Below are 20,987 nucleotides of genomic sequence, written 5' to 3' on the forward strand. Positions count from 1 at the left end.
CGCCAGGCTTTAAATTATAAAAGCCCGTTTAAGACGGGCTTTTTAGTCCCTTGGACTTAAAACAAACTGCTGATATAGCTCAGCCCGGTAGAGCGCACCCTTGGTAAGGGTGAGGTCCCCAGTTCAAATCTGGGTATCAGCACCAGTTAAAAGCTAACGTGAAAACGATAGTTAATAGATTTACTTGGCGACCATAGCATTGTGGACCCACCTGATTCCATGCCGAACTCAGAAGTGAAACGCAATAGCGCCGATGGTAGTGTGGGGTTTCCCCATGTGAGAGTAGGACATCGCCAGGTTTGAATTATACCTCCACCAAATCGGTGTCGAGAAGAAACAGAAAGCCCTAGCAGCAATGCTAGGGCTTTTTTACATCTCAATTTTTCTTCGATATTGTAAACGCGATTCTGATGCTGCCATTATCCGCTTAACTATTTTTCATTGAGCTTCCAATCATAGTCATAACTGATCTCACCTTTGTAACCTTTGAGTTCAGGTTTATAGCTTGATAAATGTTGAAACAACTCTTCTTTTGAACCAAAGTCAGATTCAAACCACTCATAGATTGAAGACAGTTGAAGCTTGTTGCCCATCAACTTGGCACCTTTATCGCTATTTATGTATTCTTTTGCTGCCAATTCAAGTAATTGCTCAGTGTTAGAAGAAGTAAAAGCTTGCTGTTGTATATTAGGACAACCTAAACTTGCGCAGTTTACAGCGTAGTGGGTTCTAGGCTCATTCCATATCGGGCGAAGTATTCGATGCTCAATATCGTTTAAAGTGAGATCTTTACCATCTACAACCACTACCTCCTCTCCCCAAGGACCAAAACTAAAGAAGCCACCTAGCTTTGTGATAGAGCTCGTCGGATAATTGTCTAGGATTAGGTTTACGGTCACCGCGTTGTATAAGTTGACCCAATACGCGTATTGCTCTTCAAGGGCATGTTCTTGTGGTGTTATTGATGAAAGCTCGTCGATGTAGTTGTCCAGTTTCTGTTTGTCCTGGCTAGTAACCTTGCTATAGCGAAACAGGGTGTGTTGCCCGTCAACCACTAGGTATGTGTCGAGTAACGACTGCCATTTCGCATGCGAGATACTCTTCGTTGAATTTTCATTGCTGCTGTTCCAGTAAGGCCAAAGCTCAGATTTAGGAGCGGCTGACACGAGCGTTGAAACGAAGAGCGTCGCCATTAAGACAATAAGGGAAGTGAATGTTTTCATAAATACAGTCCAGTGTGATTTAGGAAAGAGACCACATTAACTAAGATTTTCTTTCATATTGCAGTACCTTTGAAAACAATGGGTACAAAAAAGGCTGGTCAAAAACCAGCCTTTATTTTTATGCTTTAAAACCTATCTTAGGAAGCTCGGAATATTAGCTTCATAAGCTGAAATTTTCTCTTCGTGCTGCAGAGTCAGACCGATGTTATCCAACCCGTTAAGCAAGCAGTGGCGACGAAAATCATCGATTTCAAAACGGTACTCTTTACCGTTTGCTCGAACTTTCATTGCCTCTAGATCAACCTCAACCTCTGCACCTTCATTCGCCTCTACAAACTGGAATATCTCATCCACTTCTTGCTCAGTAAGGCGCACGGGAACCATCTGGTTGTTGATCGAGTTACCGTAGAAAATATCGGCAAAGCTTGGCGCGATCATCGCTTTAATGCCGTAATCGGCTAGAGCCCAAGGTGCATGCTCACGAGAGGAGCCACAACCAAAGTTTTCACGAGCTAGTAAAACAGACGCGCCTTGGTAGCGAGGTGCATTCATTACAAACTCAGGGTTTGGTTGCTCACCTGCATCATCAAGAAAACGCCAGTCGTGAAAAAGATTTTTACCAAAACCTAGACGTGAAACACGTTGTAGAAATTGCTTTGGAATAATGGCATCGGTATCGATGTTGGCCGTATCTAGAGGAACGACTAAACCAGTATGTTGTTTAAAACCTGACATATTTACGTCTCCTATAGCTCACGAATATCAACAAAATGACCTGCAACCGCAGCAGCAGCTGCCATAGCTGGGCTCACAAGGTGTGTTCTACCATCACGGCCTTGGCGACCTTCAAAGTTGCGGTTTGATGTAGAAGCACAACGTTCTTGTGGACCTAAACGGTCGTTGTTCATTGCTAAACACATAGAGCAACCTGGAAGGCGCCATTCGAAGCCTGCTTCGATGAATATCTTATCGAGACCTTCTGCTTCAGCTTGTGCTTTTACTTGCTCTGAACCTGGTACGATTAAAGCTTGTACATGTGACGCCACTTTACGGCCCTTTGCCACTTCAGCTGCAGCGCGCATATCTTCGATTCTAGAGTTAGTACAAGAGCCAACAAACACTTTATCAACATTGTAGTCAGACAGTGCTTTACCTGCTTCTAATCCCATGTAAGCCAATGCTTTTTCAGCTGATGCTTTTTCTACTGGATCTGCGAAACTTTCTGGCGATGGAATTGGCGTATCGACTGAGATAACCTGACCTGGGTTAGTGCCCCAAGTGACTTGCGGTTTGATGTCTGCAGCGTTTAGTGTCACAACTGCATCAAATTCAGCATCAGCATCGGTTGCTAGCGTTTTCCAGTAGTCAACCGCTGCATCAAAGTCTGCACCTTGAGGAGAGAACTTGCGTCCCTTGATGTAATCGAAAGTGGTTTCATCAGGAGCAATTAGGCCTGCTTTTGCACCTAGCTCAATCGCCATGTTACATACCGTCATTCGGCCTTCCATAGAAAGGTCAGTAATGGCTTCACCACAGAATTCAACAACGTAACCCGTACCACCCGCAGCCGTCGTCTTGCCAATAATGGCTAGCACGATATCTTTGGCTGTGATACCAGCAGCTACTTTGCCCTTCACTTCGATTTTCATCGTTTTCGCGCGAGCTTGTTTTAGTGTTTGAGTGGCTAGAACGTGCTCTACTTCAGAGGTACCAATACCAAATGCTAGAGAACCAAACGCACCATGAGTTGCAGTGTGTGAATCACCACATACTATGGTCATCCCTGGAAGAGTAATTCCCAGCTCTGGCCCCATTACGTGCACAATACCTTGGTATTTATGGTTAAGGTCATAAAGAGTTACACCAAATTCCTCACAGTTCTTAGACAGCGTTTCCATTTGGATACGTGCCATTTCACCAGAAGCGGCGATATCTTTGGTTTGAGTAGATACATTGTGATCCATCGTCGCAAATGTTTTGCTCACTTGACGAACTGGACGTCCTTTTTCACGCAAACCATCGAACGCTTGTGGTGAGGTCACTTCGTGAACTAAGTGTCGGTCAATATATAGGATTGGGTTTTCACCCTCTGCCGCTACGGCAACGTGTGCATCGTAGACTTTTTCATACAGTGTTTTAGACATTGCTTTCTTCCTTGGGAGCGCATCATTCCCAGTGTTTTGTATGCGCTACTCTATCAATGTAAGTAGCGCTAATAATCGTCGTTATAAGAATGGTTTACGAATTTAAAATGTATTCTGCGATCTTATCGCCCATCTCTGATGTCGTTAGGGCTGGGTTCTTTCCTGCAAGGTCTGCGGTAAGTTCACCTGCAGATAGAGCCTTAGAAACTGCCGCTTCGATATCTTGTGCAGCAGCTTCTTCATTCAAGCTGTAACGAAGCATCAATGCAGCAGAGAGAATTTGTGCCACTGGGTTAGCTATATTCTTACCTGCAATATCAGGCGCGCTGCCACCCGCAGGCTCGTATAAACCAAACTTGCTTTCATTTAGGCTTGCTGATGGCAGCATGCCCATAGAGCCTGTGATCATCGCACACTCATCTGAAATGATATCGCCGAAGATGTTTGAACACAGCATAACGTCAAACTGAGAAGGATCTTTGATAAGCTGCATGGTCGCGTTATCGATGTAGATGTGAGAAAGCTCTACATCTGGGTAATCTTTTGCAATCTCTTCGACTACTTCGCGCCATAGGATCGAGCTTTGTAGAACGTTAGCTTTATCAACAGAGCATACTTTCTTGTCGCGCAGACGAGCCGATTCAAAAGCAATTTTGGCAATGCGTTCTATTTCAAAGCGGTGATAAACTTCAGTATCGAAAGCTTTTTCATTCGGACCTTCGCCTTCACGACCTTTAGGCTGACCGAAGTAGATGCCGCCCGTCAGCTCTCGAACAACAACAATATCGAAGCCGCGCTCAGAGATATCAGCACGCAGAGGAGAGAATGCTTCTAGGCCCGTATGAATTTGAGCTGGACGAAGATTACAAAATAGCTGGAAATGCTTACGAAGAGGAAGTAACGCACCGCGCTCTGGTTGATCATTTGGTGGTAGGTGTTCCCATTTAGGGCCACCGACAGAGCCAAATAAAACCGCGTCTGAATCTTCACAGCCTTTTACTGTGCTTTCTGGAAGTGGGCTGCCGTGATTATCGATCGCGATACCACCAACATCGTGCTCTTCGCGAGAAAAAGTGATCGCATGTTTCTTTTCAATCGCATCAAGAACTTTATGCGCTTGTTGCATTACTTCTGGGCCAATACCATCGCCAGGTAGAACGGCGATTTTGTAAGTTTTGTCTGTCATGTTAATCCTTTAAATATTTTTGATTTTTGTTTCTAGCCTAGGTATTGACTCGCTAGGCTAGAACGCTTTTATTCGTTTGCGATTTATACGGTTGCGATCTTTTTCTGCTTAATCTCAGCGATTTCATCAGCGCGATGGATGCTGTTAATTACGTGCAATAGCGCTTGACCAGACGCTTCGACAATATCGGTTGAGATACCGGTACCGTGGTACTTACGCCCTTTATAGTTAGCGATGATGTCTGCTTGTCCTAAGCCATCTTCACCCTCACCTTTAGCGGTAAGGTCAAACTTATCTAGCACAATATCATAACCCGTCACACGATAGATACATTGATAAAGTGCGTCGACTGGGCCGTTACCAACCGCGGCTTCAGAGGTCTCTTTATCGCCACAAAGCATCTTAATACTGGTGGTTGCCATCACGCTGCCAGATTGAACACTTAGGTAGTTCAATTTAAAGAAGTCATCTTCTTCTTTTAGGTTTGAGAAGTGCATCAACGCTTCTAAATCGTAATCAAACACTTGGCCTTTACGGTCAGCCAGTTTTAAGAAATCGTCGTATAGCCCATCTAGGTTGTACTCTTCATCTTTGTAGCCCATTGCGTCCATATGGCTCTTCACTGCGGCACGTCCACTTCGGCTTGTTAGGTTAAGCGCTTTATTCTTCAGGCCTATCGACTCAGGTGTCATGATTTCATAGGTGTTTTTATTCTTAATCATGCCATCTTGGTGAATACCAGAAGAGTGACTGAACGCGTTTGAACCGACAATCGCCTTGTTGTCTTGAATTGGCATGTTACATAGTTGGCTAACAAGCTTACTGGTACGGTGAATTTCGTCGTGTTTTAGGCCTGTATGTACACCTAAGAACTCTTGACGAGTTTTGATGATCATGGCGATTTCTTCTAGAGAGCAGTTACCTGCACGTTCACCGATTCCGTTGATCGTCCCTTCAATTTGACGCGCCCCCGCCTGTACTGCAGCAATTGAGTTTGCCACTGACATGCCTAGGTCATCGTGACAGTGAACTGAGATGATCGCTTTATCGATATTTGGTACACGATTAAATAGTGATTGAATAATGCCACCAAACTCATTGGGAACCGTGTAACCAACCGTATCAGGAATGTTAATCGTATTGGCGCCAGCATTGATCGCGGCTTCGACCATGCGGCACAAGTCATCTATTGGCGTACGACCCGCATCTTCACAGGAGAATTCAACATCATCAGTGTACTTGCGGGCATGTTTCACCGCTTTGACACCCATCTCAACGACATCGTCATAGCTACGACGAAGCTTGTCTTGAACGTGAATCGTTGATGTCGAGATAAAAGTATGAATACGGAATGCTTCAGCAACTTTAAGCGCTTCTGCAGCGGCATCAATATCTTTAGGGACTGCGCGAGACAAACCACAGATACGGCTATTTTTGATATGACGAGCAATGGTTTGAACTGACTCAAAATCACCCGGAGAAGAAACAGGGAAACCTGCTTCAATCACATCAACACCCAGGCGTTCGAGTGCGTAAGCAATTTGCAGTTTCTCTTTAACTGTCAAGCTGGCTGACAACGCTTGTTCACCATCACGTAGAGTGGTGTCGAATATAATGACCTGATCGTTCATGTTTGCTTCCTTAGTGATTAGACGTCTTTTGCGTCAGTTAATCGTTTACTTCTGGTCCATAACTACAAAAAAACCCGCATCTCAGTGCGGGTTTTTGGAATTCTTATGTGGCTATTTTTCTTCCATGACCTACCCGCGTGATGTGTTCACGATAAGGAGGAGGTTGAGCAGGATAGAAAAATTCTTTGTCATTGTTAATTACTTCCTAAAAGGAGTTAAAGAAACCACAAAATTAAGTTAACAAATTAGTACCGCACTCACGCTTTAACGTCAACCTTTAAGTTGATTTTTTATTCATATCGGATCAGTTCAAGCCAATTTGGGTGGGTTAAACATAATTAATCAATTGTTTAAATATTGATTAATTATAGTACTACAGAGGAATATTCCCTTCGTCTATAATTAATCAATCGATTAATTCTGGTGTTATTTGATATGACTCAAATGAGAAAAGCTGGCAGACCAACCAAGCAAACGGATGCTAGGAATCGGCTGATTTCCAGTGCGCGAGAACTGTTCATAGTACAAAGCTACGATAAAGTCTCAACGCGAATGATTGCTGCTAAAGCTGGTGTGAACGTCGCGATGATTCGCTACTACTTTGATAGTAAAGAAGGCCTATTTGAGACAATGGCGCGTGAAACGGTTGCTCCAATGAAAGCGCAGGTACAACGTTTATTGAAAAACGTCACTCACACGAATTTTGTGGATTTGATGCGCACTTACTATCAAGAGATGAGCAAAACCCCTCAATTTCCTCTATTAGTTGCCCAAGTCATGAATATGCCAGAATCCGAGAGGCAACGGCAATTAATGGAAAATGCACTCAACGATGTTATTGGGCCAATGCAGGAAGCGATGTATAACAAACTTTTGGCGAACCATTTGATTAAGCCGGGTATTGAACCTGAATTATGCAAAATGTCATTTGTAAGCTTAATGGTTTTTCCTTTTATTGCGCCTAAACCTCTTCTCGCCAAACAGGGCGTCGAGCTAAATGAAACCTTTCTCAACCGACTCATTGAACACAATATTCAACTAATGACCTCAGGCATGCTAGTCGATCCGTCAACCCAACAAGGAAGTCATGATGACATTTAACCGAAAACTCTTATTTTTTCCTGCCGTCATGATTGGCGTTTTAGTGCTTGTGCTGGCCGTTAAAATGAAACCTGACTTACCTGTCAAACCCGCACAAGACCGAGCGCGGCTTGTTGAAACGATTCCTTTATCCCTTGAGCCTGTTGCGCCTTTGGCAATTGGTTTTGGCAAGGTGGCCCCTAAGGTGGAATGGAAGGCGATTGCCGAAGTGACTGGTAAAGTGGTTTATCGTCACCCGAGGTTGCAGAAAGGTCAGGTACTACCGGAAGGGACTGAAGTGTTGCGCATTGACCCTTTAGACTATGAGCTGAAACTGGTGCAAGCACAGGCCGATTTGAAATCGAGTCAAACGTCTCTGGCAAAATTGAACCTCGATGAACAAAACCTGAAACAGACATTGGCCATAGAAAAAAATCGATTAACGATTGCCAATACCGAGCTGCAACGAAAGAAAGATCTTCGAAAGAAAGGACTGACTTCTCAGTCGGATGTGGATCAGCAGCAGCAAAGTAGCCTTTCTCAACAAAAGTTGATGGTAGACATACAGCATCAATTGACCTTAATGCCAGACGAAAGACAAGTCGCTGAAGCCGTGGTGAGAGTCAATCAAGCCAAGGTTCAAGAAGCGCAGAGACTACTGACCAAAACATCGATTGTCCTGCCGCAAGATTTACGAATTGCTGATGTCGCGATTGAGCAAAACCAAGTGGTGAATTTACAGCAAGAGATGATCATTGCTCATGGTATTGATGTTATGGAGGTTGAAGCACAGCTCTCCATTCATGACATGCAAACATTAGCGTCGAGCTTGGGAGAGTTTGCTCGTGATGAGTCAGGCGTGCCTCAGGTGGATATGACCTTTATTCAAGCGAAGATTGAGCTAAACAGTGGCAGCTTATCGGTTGTTTGGCCTGCAAAGGTTGCGAGGATAAGTGAAACGGTGGATGTAAACCAAGCAACGGCCGGGGTGATTCTCGAGATCACGCAAGACTACAAAGATCTGACGCCTAAATCGGTTCCTCCACTTGTAAATGGCATGTTTGTGAAAGCGAGTATTGAAGGGCAAACCAACCCGAGTTGGATGATCCCTGAAAGGGCACTGCACGGCGATCGAATTTATCTTAAGAATAGCCAAGATAGATTGGCTATCAAAACCGTTGAAGTGCTCTACCGAAGAGACGGCAATGTCGTGATTAGCGGAGAGTTAGTGCAAGGGCAGCGTTTGATCATCAATGACCTTTTACCCGCAATCGAAGGGATGCTGTTAAAAGAGCCTGGCTCAGAGAAACAGGAAGACGCTGAGGGGCTAGAATTATGATTCGCTTTTTCTCTCGACACCCAACGGCAGCTAACTTGCTGATGTTGGCTTTGCTGATTTTGGGGATTTCGACGCTCTCGACGATTAAACGTGAAACGTTCCCTGAGTTCAGTCCACCCTATATCATGGCTGCCGTGGTTTACCCTGGTGCTTCTCCTCAAGAAGTGGAGGAGAGTATATGCGTTCGAATGGAAGATGCAGTCGATGGATTGGCGAATATTGAAGAGACTCGCTGTGAGGCGATAGAGGGCTCTGCAAGGTTAACCTTGAAGCTTAATAGTAAGGCCGATATTGGTCGAATGTTGGTGGATGTTCAGACCCAAATTAATTCTATCAATGATTTCCCTGCTGAAATTGAATCGCCTATCGTTCAAGAGCTTGATTGGAATGAACCGGTTGTGGATGTCGCCATCTCGGCGAATACGACTTGGCCAGAGTTGAAGGATTACGCTGAAAAACTCAAGCGTACCTTGAAATTGGATTACGATGTGTCACTTGTGGAAGTGAGTGGTTTTTCGGATCATCAGTTTCGCGTCGAGCTCGATTTACAAGCTGTGAGGCAGTTGGGCCTCAGTGTGGGCGATATTGCCGATCAGATTAAACGCCAGAACGTAAAACTGCCTAGTGGCAACATTGAAACGACCGATAAAAACTTCCTCATACGCTTTGATGAAAGGCGCATCACCCCTTTTGAGCTTGAGAGCATTGTTGTCGGCTCTGGGCCAAATGGCTCTCAGATCCGACTCAGAGACATTGCGACAATTACTGATCGATTTGAGCTAGATGAGCAGAAAGTGTATTTCAATGGTCATCCGTCTGCGTTATTGAAGATCAGCAAGAATAAAGAAGATGATGCGCTAAGGATCAAAGAAAAAGTAACATCATTTGTCGAACAGCAGCAGTTGATTGCACCGGATGGCGTTACGCTGGAGCTCACCAACGATCTGTCGTCGGTATTATGGGATCGACTCACCATGATGCTCAGTAATGGTTGGCAGGGGATTGTGCTAGTTTTCGCAACCATGTGGCTGTTCTTTAGCTTTCGTTATTCTTTTTGGGTAGCAGCAGGGTTACCCGTTGCCTTCTTGGGTGGCCTGTTTCTCATGGCCAACTTAGGGCTGTCCATTAACATCATGTCGCTGGTTGGTCTGCTAATGGCCATTGGTATCATGATGGATGACGCCATTGTGATTGCTGAGTCCGTAGCCTCCCACCTAGACAAAGGGCAGAAGGTCGATGACGCGGTCATCAATGGGGTGAAGAAAGTCTTCCCTGGGGTTTTGTCATCATTTCTCACCACTGTTTGCATTTTTGGCAGCTTACTATTTTTGGATGGAGAGATGGGCGCGGTACTCAAAGCGGTTCCACAAGTGTTGATTTTGGTGCTTGTGTTGAGTTTGGTCGAAGCTTTCCTGATTCTGCCTAACCACCTTTCTCACTCACTACACAACAGAAATAACGAGCGAGAACCCGCTAAATTTAAACGAGTGTTGCTAGATAAGTTTGAGCAGTTTCGCAACCAACAATTGGTGACGGCTGTCACTAAAGTGGTGGAGTATCGATATGCCTTTCTGGGTGGTGTTGTAGCGTTGATGTTGATTTCAGTGGCGACCATCGCTGGTGGCTTACTTAAATTTCAGCCCTTCCCCGATTTAGACGGAGACATAGCGGAAGTTAGGATCATACTGCCACCGGGAGCGTCACTGTCTCAGACAGAACGTGTGGTTGACAAGGTTGTCGCATCGGCCAATAAGTTGAATGCAGAATGGAGCGAGAATGTCGAAAATGGCACAACGTTGGTTCAGCATGTCACGACTCAGTTTAATGTGAACGCCGATGCGAATGAATCGGGCCCACACCTTGCGACGGTACGATTGGATTTATTGGGTGCTGAAACGCGAAACACATTGATGGATGATTTTGTTGCTGCGTGGCGAGAGGATGTCGGGGAATTGGCTGATCCTATTTCACTGGTCTTCAAGCAACCGACGATGGGCCCAGGTGGCCGTGCGATCGATATTCGTATTAAGCATGATGATCTTGATGAATTAAAAGCAGCGTCGATTGAAATACAGCAATACTTGAATCAGTTCGATGGTGTGTCGGGCGTGTTGGATGACATGCGAATGGGCAAAGAGGAGATCTTGGTTAAGCTTCGCCCTGGTGCTGAAACTTATGGTGTGAATGGGCAGATGATAGCGGCTCAGTTGCGTGCTGCTTTCTTCGGCCAAACCGCCGACGAAATTCAAGTGGGCGTTGAGAATATCTCGATTGAAGTTCGGTTAAACAAAGTGGAGGCTGGTGATCTTCAGCAGTTGGCCAATTTCCCCGTTATTTTGTCCGATGGCAGTCAAGTGCCGTTGGCGACCATAGCAACGTTGGATTTTCAGCGTAACTATGTGCGCATTCAACGCATTGATGGCCTTAGAACGGTCAGTGTGTTTGGTGATATCGATAACCATAAAGCCAGCTCTTCAGCGATAGTTCTGCAATTTCAAAGAGAACTGGCGCCTGAGCTACTCATAAAATACCCAGGGTTACGTTTTGATTTTGAAGGCGAAGCAAAAGACGCGGCGAAAACAGGCGCTTCTATGGGCAAAGGATTCTTGCTTGGTCTATTTGGTGTGTTTGCCATTTTGAGTTATCAGTTCCGAAGTTATTTAGAACCGTTTGTGGTGATGCTGGCCATTCCACTGGCGTTCATTGGTGTGGTCTGGGGACACCTGCTACTGGGGCACTCACTCAGTATGCCAAGTTTAATGGGGTTTGTATCGTTAGCCGGTATCGTTGTGAACGACTCAATACTCTTGGTGCAGTATATTCGTCACCACGTTGATGATGGTGACAGTGTGCATAACTCGGTGGTTAAGGCCAGCCGTGAACGATTTAGAGCGGTATTTTTAACATCAATGACAACGGCCGCGGGACTATTGCCACTGTTAACCGAAACGAGCTTACAGGCTCAGGTTATTCAGCCTCTGGTGGTGTCGATTGTCTTTGGTATTTTTGCTTCCACACTGCTGGTGTTGTTCATGATACCCGCCGCTTATGCCGTTCTGGCGGACTTTGGTCTAGTTCATAAACATGAACCTTTGGACGTATAAGCGTTCGATTGGCTGCTAAAACGCCACCAAATATAAATCTAAGGGAGCAATGGCTCCCTTTTTTATGCCTTACTTTCAAACCCTGTCAATCTTCATCCTATCTCAAATAAAGCGTCACCTAGTTGTCATCAAACTCCCTTAGCTTGGCTTTAAAACGCAGGTAAAGCGCCTCGTTTTTCGACACTAAGCGTTATCAAAAGGAGATTATGATGCGTAGTTTTGAACCGGTAACTCGACTCGACATAGCCTTTTCATCATTTTGTTTGCAACACCGTTTTTCTCGTCAAGTCGCGGCAGTCAGCAAGGCGGTATCCCACAGTGGTGATGGGCATCTGTATTTAGCCGTGGGTTTGATTGCGTTTTTCTTTGGCGGGAGTGACGGAGAGATATTCTTTTGGAGTGTCTTGATGGCCTTCTCTATCGAACTCCCACTTTACTGGCTAATGAAAAACAGCGTAAAACGTCGTAGGCCCGAAGAGCTAACCCCGTATATCGCCGCCTTCATTACGCCTTCTGACCGATACAGTTTACCCTCCGGACACACCGCAGCAGGTTTTCTATTTGCGACGCTAATCAGTGCTTTCTACCCCGCTTTACTGCCCTTTGCGTTTACGTGGGCTTGCTTGATCGGAACGTCGAGAGTTCTGCTTGGCGTGCACTTTCTTACGGATATTTTAATTGGTGCGCTACTGGGAGTAGGCAGTGCTCAGATCGTTCTTTCAATGTTGGGGAGCTAATGAATGAAAATTCTTTATGGTGTTCAGGGGACAGGGAATGGACATATTGCTCGAGCAAGAGCTATGAGTCAGGCGTTAAAGAGCCGAGGAATTGACGTGGATTACCTTTTCTCTGGGCGCGATGCCGATAAATACTTCTCGATGCAAGAGTTTGGGCAATATGAAACGCGCAAAGGCCTCACGTTTGAGTCTGAAAATGGCCAAGTCAGTTACCTTAAAACGGCGAAGAATAATAATCTGGTTAACCTTTATAAAGAGGTCTCGGAACTGGATTTATCTGAGTACGATCTCGTACTGAATGATTTTGAACCTATTACGGCTTGGGCGGCGAAAAAACAAAAGAAAACGTGCATTAGCATCAGTCATCAAAATGCGTTTCGTCACTCAGTCCCTTTGAAAGGGGCAAGTTGGGTTGATAAAAGGCTAATCCATCATTTTGCGCCTTCAGACTATGCGATTGGTTTGCACTGGTATCACTTTGAGCAGCCCATCTTACCACCGATTGTCCACTCTATAGATTGCCCAATTGAGCAGCAAAACTTCATTTTGGTGTATCTGCCATTTGAAAATAGCGACGAAATTTGTAATTTATTGTTTCGTTTTTCGAGTTATCAGTTTGTATGTTTTCACCCAAGCGTTAACAAGGCAGAAACAATTGAGAATGTAGAGCTTCGCCCGTTATGCCATGAGAGTTTCCAATCACACTTACATCGATGCAATGGTGTGATTGCGAATGGTGGGTTTGAGCTTCCTTCAGAGGCGCTTACTTTGGGAAAAAAATTACTATTGAAACCACTGACAGGCCAGTTTGAGCAACAAAGCAACGTCGCGACGCTTGATGGTCTTGGTTTGGCAAGTAGCATGGATTTTTTGGATGCGTCCAAGGTGAGAATTTGGCTTGATGAAAAGCCAGGAGAAAGAGTGGTGTACCCAAATGTTGCGCAAGCGATTGCGGAATGGGTTGATAATGGAAAGTGGGATACGCAAGAACAGCTCTGTCGTTCATTATGGGAGCAGGTGGATTTTCCAAGTTATGTTTCAAATTTATAGTCAAAATTCACACAGCTTCTAGGTCACCCTAGCATTGATTCGCCAGTTAAATGTAACGAGGTATAAATCGGTTGATTGATAACCATGATCAATATTACTTATAAAAGCCATAAATTTAGATGTTTTATGGTTTTTTATGTATTGTTTAACTTCATGTTTTACAAGGTCTTTTATTGATATAAGATAAAATTAACTGATTAATTGTCAATCTTGTTGCTAATCGTCGATTGATTCGAAGATAGTAATTGTCAGCTACGAAATATCTGAGAAATAAATATTAGTAATGCCACTTATATATTTCCCCAGATGTCATTTGTAAATGTTGATAATAACGAGATGAAACCAAGAGGCGTACCCAATGTTAGATAAAAAAGACGCGATGAGTGCGATTGCGAGCTACCGCATGGAAAGTACTTTGCGAGGCGTAGACTTAAACCTACTCACCGTTTTTGATGCGGTAATGCAAGAACAAAACATTACCAGAGCAGCACATAACCTAGGTATGTCTCAACCGGCTGTAAGTAATGCAGTCGCTCGTTTGAAAGTGATGTTTAATGATGAGCTTTTCATGCGTCAAGGTCGTGGTATTCAACCAACGCAGCGTGCTCGTCAACTGTTTGGCCCAATCCGCCAAGCGCTTCAACTGATTCGCAACGAACTACCGAGTTCTGTTTTCTCTCCTGAAACCTCAACACGTCTGTTTAAACTTGCTATCTGCAGCCCTTGTGACATGCGTTTTGCACCTAAGATCATGTCGACTGTTCATGAGCTAGCACCCAACGTTCAACTGCACTTAGATGCGGAATTCGATCGTAAGCTAGCTGAGCGTATGCGCTACCAAGAGATTGACTTTGTTATTGATTACGCTCGCTTTGATGAGCAAGGCTTCTCTAGCACTGAGATCTTCCAAGATGAGTTGGTTGCGGTTGCTTCAACGGCTCACACTCGCATTCAAGGTTCAGTTTCTGCTGAAGAGCTGCTTAATGAGAGACACGCTAAGCTGTCTAAGATTCATGGCCAACGTAGCTTCTCTGAGCAAGCGTACCGTGAGTTGGATTGCCAACCATACTACGAAGGCACAAGCCTAAGTAACGTTCTATACGTTGTCGGCCAATCAGAACTCGTAACGATTGCACCACGTTGGATGGTTGAGAACGCGGCTAACCGTGATCAACTGCAAATCCTTGATTTCCCATTTGAGAATGCAAACATCAGTGGCTTCTTAAGCTGGCATGAGTCGAGCGAAAAAGACAAAGGTCACATCTGGTTCCGCGACCAACTTATGATGATTTGTGGCGAAGTTGTTGCCTTAAACTAAAATCAAATTGATAGGCTTGTTTGACATACTTTGAAACAGGTTTATACATCGTGATAACAAACCTTGAGCTGACTTGTTTGGTTCAAGGTTTTTTTATATCCATTAATTGATAACTTTGAAGTTAGTCAGTTGCCTTTTCAAAACTGGAATGTACACTTGTTCGCTCAAAATAGCTTACATGTGTAAGCCAAAGGTAAGAGACATGGCCAATTTAGATTTTCACATTATTAAATGTATTAGAGAGCAAGTTGCTAAGGGCGGCGATCGCATCGCGCTTAAACATAAAGTGGGTACCGCATGGAAAGGTATCAGCTGGAAGCAATTTGGTCAGCAAGTCGACACATTATCGCTTGCGCTATTGGCTCAAGGATTGAGAATTCAAGACAAGATTGGTATCTACGCCAATAACATGCCTCAATGGACGATGGCTGATTTTTCTGCACTGCAAACACGCGCGGTTTCAGTGCCGATATACCCAACCAACACCGCCGCTCAAGCGTCGTACATTATTCAAGATGCGGATGTTCGTATTCTATTTGTTGGTGAACAAGAGCAATTTGATGCCGCTGTTGGTCTATTTGATGACTGTGAACAACTAGAGCTTGTTGTCGCGATGTCAGAAGAGATCGTTATTGGTGAGCATGAGTTTGCGATCACTTGGGCTGACTTTTTAGCTAAAGGCACAAACGATGAACGTGCAGAGTTGGATCTTCGCCTTGATGCACTTTGCCTAGATGATCTTCTCACACTTATTTATACCTCAGGCACAACGGGCCAACCAAAAGGGGTGATGCTTGACTACGCGAATATCGCATCGCAACTTGAAGGCCACGATCAACGCTTGAGTCTTACTCAAGATGACGTGTCTCTGGCATTTTTACCGCTTTCTCATGTTTTTGAACGCGCTTGGACCTTTTACGTGCTGTACAAAGGTGCAACCAACTGTTATTTGCAAGATACGATGCAAGTGAAAAGTGCGCTGGAAGACATACGTCCAACGGTGATGTGTGCGGTTCCTCGTTTCTATGAGAAGATTTTTTCTGCAATTCACGAAAAAGTCTCGAAAGCGCCTTTCATTCGTAAAGCGCTCTTTACTTGGGCGGTGAACATGGGGGCTAAGGTCTCTGTGTGTCATCAAGAAGGGCGTGAACCTTCATTGATACTGAAGAAATCGCATCAGTTAGCCGACAAGCTGGTCCTCTCTAAGTTACGTGCTCTACTTGGCGGTAACATCAGCTTTATGCCATGTGGTGGTGCTAAGTTGGACGAAACGATAGGTCGCTTCTTCCACGCTATTGGCATTAACGTCAAGCTTGGTTATGGCATGACAGAAACGACAGCAACGGTGTCGTGCTGGGATGATAAATGCTTCAACCCTGACTCCATTGGTATGTCGATGCCAGGTGCCGAAGTCAAGATTGGCGAGAACAATGAAATTCTCGTTCGCGGCCCAATGGTGATGCGTGGCTACTACAAAATGCCAGAAGAGACCGAGAAAACGTTTGATGAGCTAGGCTTTTTGAAAACGGGTGATGCAGGGCATATCGATAAAAACGGTAATGTGTTTATTACTGATCGCATTAAAGAGTTGATGAAGACCTCAAATGGTAAATACATCGCACCACAGATGGTCGAGGGTACGATTGGTAAAGATCACTATATCGAACAGATTGCCGTGATTGCTGACACGCGTAAGTTTGTCTCTGCGCTCATTGTTCCGTGCTTTGATACATTAGAAGAATACGCGAAAGAGCTGAACATCAAATATAACGATCGTATGGAGCTGATTAAGCACCATAAGGTGGTGGAGATGTTTGAGAGCCGCGTTTCTGAACTGCAAAATGAGTTAGCGAAGTTTGAGCAAGTGAAGAAGTTCAAGTTGCTGCCTAAGGCGTTTTCAATGAACGACGGTGAGTTAACGCCAACGCAAAAACTGCGTAGAAAGGTGATTAGCGATAAGTACCAAGATGAAATTGAAGAAATGTACACTGAACCAAAGAAATAGAAGTCACTTTTTAGTGAGATAGTTTTCCTCTTGTTTAAAAAACCTCCATGTAGCAATTTGAATTGTTTATGGAGGTTTTTTTATGCTCCGCACCAATGTAGTGATACGTTTTCATTATATTTATTGAAATAATTCTCTTTTTTGTCCATCTTTTACTTGTTTTCTATCTGTATTGTTTGGTTTCTATGGTCTTAATTCCCGTCTTATTGTTGTTTTTTAGCCTATTGGGTTAAATTCGACCTCTGTCGCATTAGATCCTTTGCTAATAAAACGTTACAGTTGTGTATATTCCTGTACTTGGGTATTACAAGTCAGGACATAGCCAAAAAGTATGACAACTGGAATTAGGCTACAAATAAGCCCTAGACTATGCAAAACCAGACATGTTAGTTAAACCCACTAATATGGAAGCTGGTAAGGAGAAAATATGGAGAAGTTATCTGGCGCAGAGATGGTCGTTCAATCTCTGATCGAAGAAGGTGTAGAGCAGATCTTTGGTTACCCTGGAGGTTCTGTTTTAGACATTTATGACGCATTGCATGCGAAGTCTGATGAGATTAAACACGTCTTAGTCCGACATGAGCAAGCGGCCACGCATATGGCTGATGGCTACACGCGTTCAACCGGCAAACCTGGCGTCGTACTCGTCTGTTCCGGCCCTGGCGCAACCAATACCGTGACCGGCATTGCAACCGCGTACATGGACTCCATTCCGATGATCGTTATCTCTGGTAACGTACCTCGCAACCTTATCGGTAATGATGCATTCCAAGAGTGTGACATTGTTGGCGTATCTCGCCCAATTGTTAAACACAGCTTCCTTGTTAAGAACACGGAAGAAATTCCTGAAGTCATGAAACAGGCATTTTATATCTCGACAACAGGCCGCCCTGGCCCTGTGGTTATCGATCTCCCTAAAGATGTCATGAGCCCACTCAATAAACTGCCTTATGAATACCCTAAAACGATAAATATGCGATCGTATAATCCAACACTGACAGGGCACAAAGGCCAGATTAAAAAGGCGTTAAAAGCCCTTTTAGCGGCTAAAAAACCTGTGTTGTATGTGGGTGGTGGTGTGGTCATTTCCGAAGCTGACCAACAGTTATTGAAGCTGGCTGAAGCCCTGAATCTACCTGTTGTGAGCACTCTAATGGGCTTGGGTGCATTCCCGGGCACACATAAAAACTCACTGGGTATGTTAGGCATGCATGGCTTGTATGAAGCGAATATGGCGATGCACAACGCAGATCTTATTTTTGGTATTGGTGTGCGTTTTGATGACCGTACCACCAACAATTTAGAGAAGTACTGTCCAGACGCAAAATTCATACACATTGATATCGACCCATCGTCTATTTCAAAGAACGTAAAAGTCGACCTACCGATTGTGGGCTCTGCTGAAAAAGTGCTAGGTACCATGGTGGATCTTCTTGCGGAGCAAGGAGGCAGTAACGATTCAGAAGCGATCGATCGTTGGTGGAGCGAAATTCAGGTGTGGCGTGATCGTCAGTGTCTTGCATACGAGAAACTGCCAGACCGCATTAAGCCGCAGCAGGTCATCGAAACCCTTCACAAGCTAACAAATGGCGATGCCTATGTGGCTTCCGATGTTGGCCAGCACCAAATGTTTGCCGCGCTGTATTACCCATTTAATAAGCCGCGTCGCTGGATTAACTCAGGTGGTCTCGGGACAATGGGCTTTGGACTGCCAGCGGGTATGGGTGTTAAGTTCGCCAAGCCTGATGAAGAGGTGGTTGTCGTGACGGGTGATGGCAGTATTCAGATGAATATTCAAGAGCTATCAACGGCGCTGCAATATGGAATCCCCGTTAAAATCATTAACCTGAACAACCGTTTCTTAGGCATGGTCAAACAGTGGCAAGACATTGTTTACCAAGGTCGTCATTCTAACTCATACATGGATTCAGTACCTGACTTTGCAGCTATTGCTGAAGCGTATGGCCACGTTGGTATTCGCATTACCTCTCCTGATGAACTTGAGTCGGGTATGAAGAAAGCGCTCGATATGAAAGATCGCTTGGTATTTGTGGATATTACCGTAGATGAAACCGAACACGTGTACCCGATGCAAATTCGAGGCGAGGGTATGGACAACATGTGGCTAAGCAAAACGGAGAGAACTTAATATGAGACACATTATTTCGCTGTTAATGGAAAACCAACCTGGTGCTTTGTCTCGCGTTGTTGGTTTGTTTTCTCAACGTGGCTACAACATTGAGTCGCTGACCGTATCACCCACAAACGATGAAACGCTATCTCGCCTAAATCTCACCACGGAATCGGATGAGATGCAGCTAGAGCAGATACAGAAACAATTGCACAAATTGATCGATGTATTGAAAGTGCAAGAAGTGACGGAGCTTGAACATATTGAGCGCGAATTGCTGATGGTTAAAGTGAAAGCAAGTGGCTTTGCGCGTGCGGAAGTGAAACGTACTGCAGACATTTTCCGTGGGCAGATTGTGGACGTAACTGCATCGCAATACACCGTTCAACTAACGGGCACAAGTGAAAAGCTAGATGCGTTCATCAAAGCACTGTCAGAAGTGACGGATGTGATTGAGGTTGCGCGAAGCGGTGTTGTTGGCATTGCTCGAGGTGAACGCTCTCTAAAGGTTTAATCCCTTAGAAAGTAAACCACAGAAACGAAAAAGGCCACTTCAAGTGGCCTTTTTAATATTTGGTCGAACCTTAGTGAAGAATACGAGCACGCAATGTGCCTTCGATGCTTTTCAGCTTAGCCAACGCTTCTTCTGAGCGAGCTGTTTCAACATCAATCACCACGTAACCAATATCCGCATCTGTTTGAAGATACTGTGCCGCGATGTTAATGCTTTCCGCAGCAAAGATGGTATTGATCTGGGTAAGGATACCTGGACGGTTTTCGTGAATGTGCAGTAGACGAGAACAATCACCGTGCTCTGGCAGAGAGACCTCTGGGAAGTTCACACTTGATAGAGTTGAGCCGTTATCAGAGTATTTAGCCAGTTTACCTGCTACTTCAACACCAATGTTCTCTTGCGCTTCTTGCGTTGAACCACCCACGTGCGGTGTTAGGATGACATTGTCGAATTGCATCAATGGTGACTCAAATGGGTCAGCATTTGTTTTTGGTTCCGTTGGGAATACGTCGATTGCACCACCAGATAAGTGACCAGACTCAAGAGCACCACACAGCGCTGGAATATCAACGACTGTGCCACGAGCTGCATTGATAAAGATAGAGCCAGGCTTCATGCGCGCAAACTCTTCCGCGCCCATCATGTTTTTCGTGCCTGCAGTTTCTGGTACGTGCAAAGAGATGACGTCACATTTGTTCAGCAGTTCACTCATCGTATGCACTTGAGTGGCGTTGCCTAGTGACAGCTTGTTTTCAATGTCATAGAAGTAAACACGCATACCCAGGTTTTCAGCAATGATACCTAACTGAGTACCAATGTGGCCGTAACCAATGATACCTAAGCGTTTACCACGTGCTTCGTAAGAACTATCTGCGCTCTTTTTCCAAATACCGCGGTGTGCCAAGGCGTTCTTTTCTGGGATGCCACGAAGAAGCAATAAAATCTGACCCAACACGAGTTCAGCAACGCTTCGTGTGTTTGAGAAAGGCGCGTTAAACACTGGAATGCCACGTTTAGTTGCCGCTTGTAGATTAACCTGGTTAGTACCGATACAAAAACAGCCAATCGCGACAAGTTTTTCTGCAGCATCAATCACTTCTTGAGAAAGGTTTGTGCGAGAACGAATACCAATAAAGTGTGCGTCTTTTACCGCTTCTAGTAGCGCTTCTTCTGATAAAGAGCCTTTGTGGTATTCGATGTTGCTATAACCGGCAGCTTGAAGTACTTCAACAGAAGAAGGGTGAAGGCCTTCTAAAAGCAGTATTTTAATCTTATTTTTTTCCAGTGAAACTTTGGCCATTATTATCGTCCTTAAAATGGAAAGGTGGGCAAATGCGGCGCACATTTATCAAAATCAATAAAATAGGGGGATTTACTGCTTTTGTTGGAAGACAAACGTTTCCTTGTGCGTCTTCTGTTCAATAAGTAACAAATAAATTTGCTTTTGGGTAAGAAAATTACGGAATAAGCCATAATAATATTGTGAAAACTATAAAAAACGGCACCTACAGGTACCGTTTGTAAT

Annotated in this window: 15 protein-coding genes, 1 tRNA gene and 1 rRNA gene; 11 read left to right on the forward strand and 6 right to left on the reverse strand. The window is 44.6% G+C overall.

Annotated features, from left to right (window positions below; all coding sequences use genetic code 11):
• Nucleotides 1-68: 68 nt before the first annotated feature.
• Nucleotides 69-145 (forward strand) — tRNA-Thr (locus BCU12_RS20795).
• Nucleotides 146-183: 38 nt separating this feature from the next.
• Nucleotides 184-299, forward strand: a 5S ribosomal RNA gene (gene rrf, locus BCU12_RS20800).
• Between the two features lie 132 nt (nucleotides 300-431).
• Here the strand turns inward: rrf and BCU12_RS20805 are convergent.
• The 5 genes from BCU12_RS20805 to leuA all read right to left on the reverse strand — a co-directional run bounded on the left by BCU12_RS20805 (nucleotide 432) and on the right by leuA (nucleotide 6,184).
• Nucleotides 432-1,223, reverse strand: coding sequence for a DUF547 domain-containing protein (locus tag BCU12_RS20805; RefSeq protein ID WP_102406331.1), 792 nt, complete (start codon nucleotides 1,221-1,223; stop codon nucleotides 432-434).
• 132 nt (nucleotides 1,224-1,355) lie between these two features.
• Entirely contained in the window at nucleotides 1,356-1,958 is a 603-nt protein-coding gene (gene leuD / locus BCU12_RS20810) for a 3-isopropylmalate dehydratase small subunit (protein WP_102406333.1), read from the reverse strand.
• An 11-nt stretch (nucleotides 1,959-1,969) separates the two neighbouring features.
• Nucleotides 1,970-3,367, reverse strand: coding sequence for a 3-isopropylmalate dehydratase large subunit (gene leuC, locus BCU12_RS20815; RefSeq protein WP_102406335.1), 1,398 nt, complete (start codon nucleotides 3,365-3,367; stop codon nucleotides 1,970-1,972).
• 94 nt (nucleotides 3,368-3,461) lie between these two features.
• A complete protein-coding gene (gene leuB, locus BCU12_RS20820) occupies nucleotides 3,462-4,553 on the reverse strand; it encodes a 3-isopropylmalate dehydrogenase (RefSeq protein WP_102406337.1) in 1,092 nt (363 codons plus the stop codon).
• Between the two features lie 83 nt (nucleotides 4,554-4,636).
• Nucleotides 4,637-6,184: a 2-isopropylmalate synthase gene (leuA, locus tag BCU12_RS20825; protein ID WP_102406339.1), complete on the reverse strand. Its 1,548-nt coding sequence runs from the start codon at nucleotides 6,182-6,184 to the stop codon at nucleotides 4,637-4,639.
• A 435-nt stretch (nucleotides 6,185-6,619) separates the two neighbouring features.
• Between leuA and BCU12_RS20830 the strand changes: the two genes are divergently transcribed.
• The 9 genes from BCU12_RS20830 (at nucleotide 6,620) to ilvN (ending at nucleotide 19,462) form a co-directional block, all read left to right on the forward strand.
• Nucleotides 6,620-7,285 (forward strand): TetR/AcrR family transcriptional regulator, encoded by a 666-nt coding sequence (locus BCU12_RS20830; protein ID WP_102406341.1) that lies wholly within the window; start codon nucleotides 6,620-6,622, stop codon nucleotides 7,283-7,285.
• A complete protein-coding gene (locus BCU12_RS20835; protein ID WP_102406343.1) occupies nucleotides 7,275-8,603 on the forward strand; it encodes an efflux RND transporter periplasmic adaptor subunit in 1,329 nt (442 codons plus the stop codon). The genes BCU12_RS20830 and BCU12_RS20835 overlap by 11 nt, the downstream gene beginning before the upstream one ends.
• Nucleotides 8,600-11,707, forward strand: a complete 3,108-nt coding sequence (locus tag BCU12_RS20840; RefSeq protein WP_102406345.1) for an efflux RND transporter permease subunit — start codon at nucleotides 8,600-8,602, stop codon at nucleotides 11,705-11,707. The genes BCU12_RS20835 and BCU12_RS20840 overlap by 4 nt, the downstream gene beginning before the upstream one ends.
• A 209-nt stretch (nucleotides 11,708-11,916) precedes the next feature.
• Nucleotides 11,917-12,444 carry a phosphatase PAP2 family protein gene (locus BCU12_RS20845; protein WP_102406347.1) on the forward strand — a complete coding sequence of 176 codons (528 nt, stop codon included), beginning with the start codon at nucleotides 11,917-11,919 and terminating at the stop codon, nucleotides 12,442-12,444.
• Nucleotides 12,445-12,447: 3 nt separating this feature from the next.
• Nucleotides 12,448-13,494, forward strand: a complete 1,047-nt coding sequence (locus BCU12_RS20850; RefSeq protein WP_102406349.1) for an MJ1255/VC2487 family glycosyltransferase — start codon at nucleotides 12,448-12,450, stop codon at nucleotides 13,492-13,494.
• A gap of 358 nt (nucleotides 13,495-13,852) precedes the next feature.
• Complete coding sequence (gene leuO / locus BCU12_RS20855) at nucleotides 13,853-14,812, forward strand: transcriptional regulator LeuO (protein WP_102406351.1); 960 nt, start codon at nucleotides 13,853-13,855, stop codon at nucleotides 14,810-14,812.
• A gap of 202 nt (nucleotides 14,813-15,014) precedes the next feature.
• The gene (locus tag BCU12_RS20860; protein ID WP_102406353.1) at nucleotides 15,015-16,817 is read left to right on the forward strand and encodes a long-chain fatty acid--CoA ligase; all 1,803 of its coding nucleotides are present in this window, start codon (nucleotides 15,015-15,017) and stop codon (nucleotides 16,815-16,817) included.
• A 427-nt stretch (nucleotides 16,818-17,244) separates the two neighbouring features.
• The gene (locus tag BCU12_RS20865) at nucleotides 17,245-18,966 is read left to right on the forward strand and encodes an acetolactate synthase 3 large subunit (protein WP_102406355.1); all 1,722 of its coding nucleotides are present in this window, start codon (nucleotides 17,245-17,247) and stop codon (nucleotides 18,964-18,966) included.
• A 1-nt stretch (nucleotide 18,967) separates the two neighbouring features.
• Entirely contained in the window at nucleotides 18,968-19,462 is a 495-nt protein-coding gene (ilvN, locus tag BCU12_RS20870) for an acetolactate synthase small subunit (protein WP_102406357.1), read from the forward strand.
• Nucleotides 19,463-19,532: 70 nt separating this feature from the next.
• Here the strand turns inward: ilvN and serA are convergent, their stop codons facing one another.
• Nucleotides 19,533-20,762 carry a phosphoglycerate dehydrogenase gene (gene serA / locus BCU12_RS20875; protein WP_102406359.1) on the reverse strand — a complete coding sequence of 410 codons (1,230 nt, stop codon included), beginning with the start codon at nucleotides 20,760-20,762 and terminating at the stop codon, nucleotides 19,533-19,535.
• Nucleotides 20,763-20,987 lie beyond the last annotated feature (225 nt).

Origin of the sequence: Vibrio sp. 10N.261.55.A7 (genome assembly GCF_002877365.1) — a bacterium.
Taxonomy (GTDB): domain Bacteria; phylum Pseudomonadota; class Gammaproteobacteria; order Enterobacterales; family Vibrionaceae; genus Vibrio.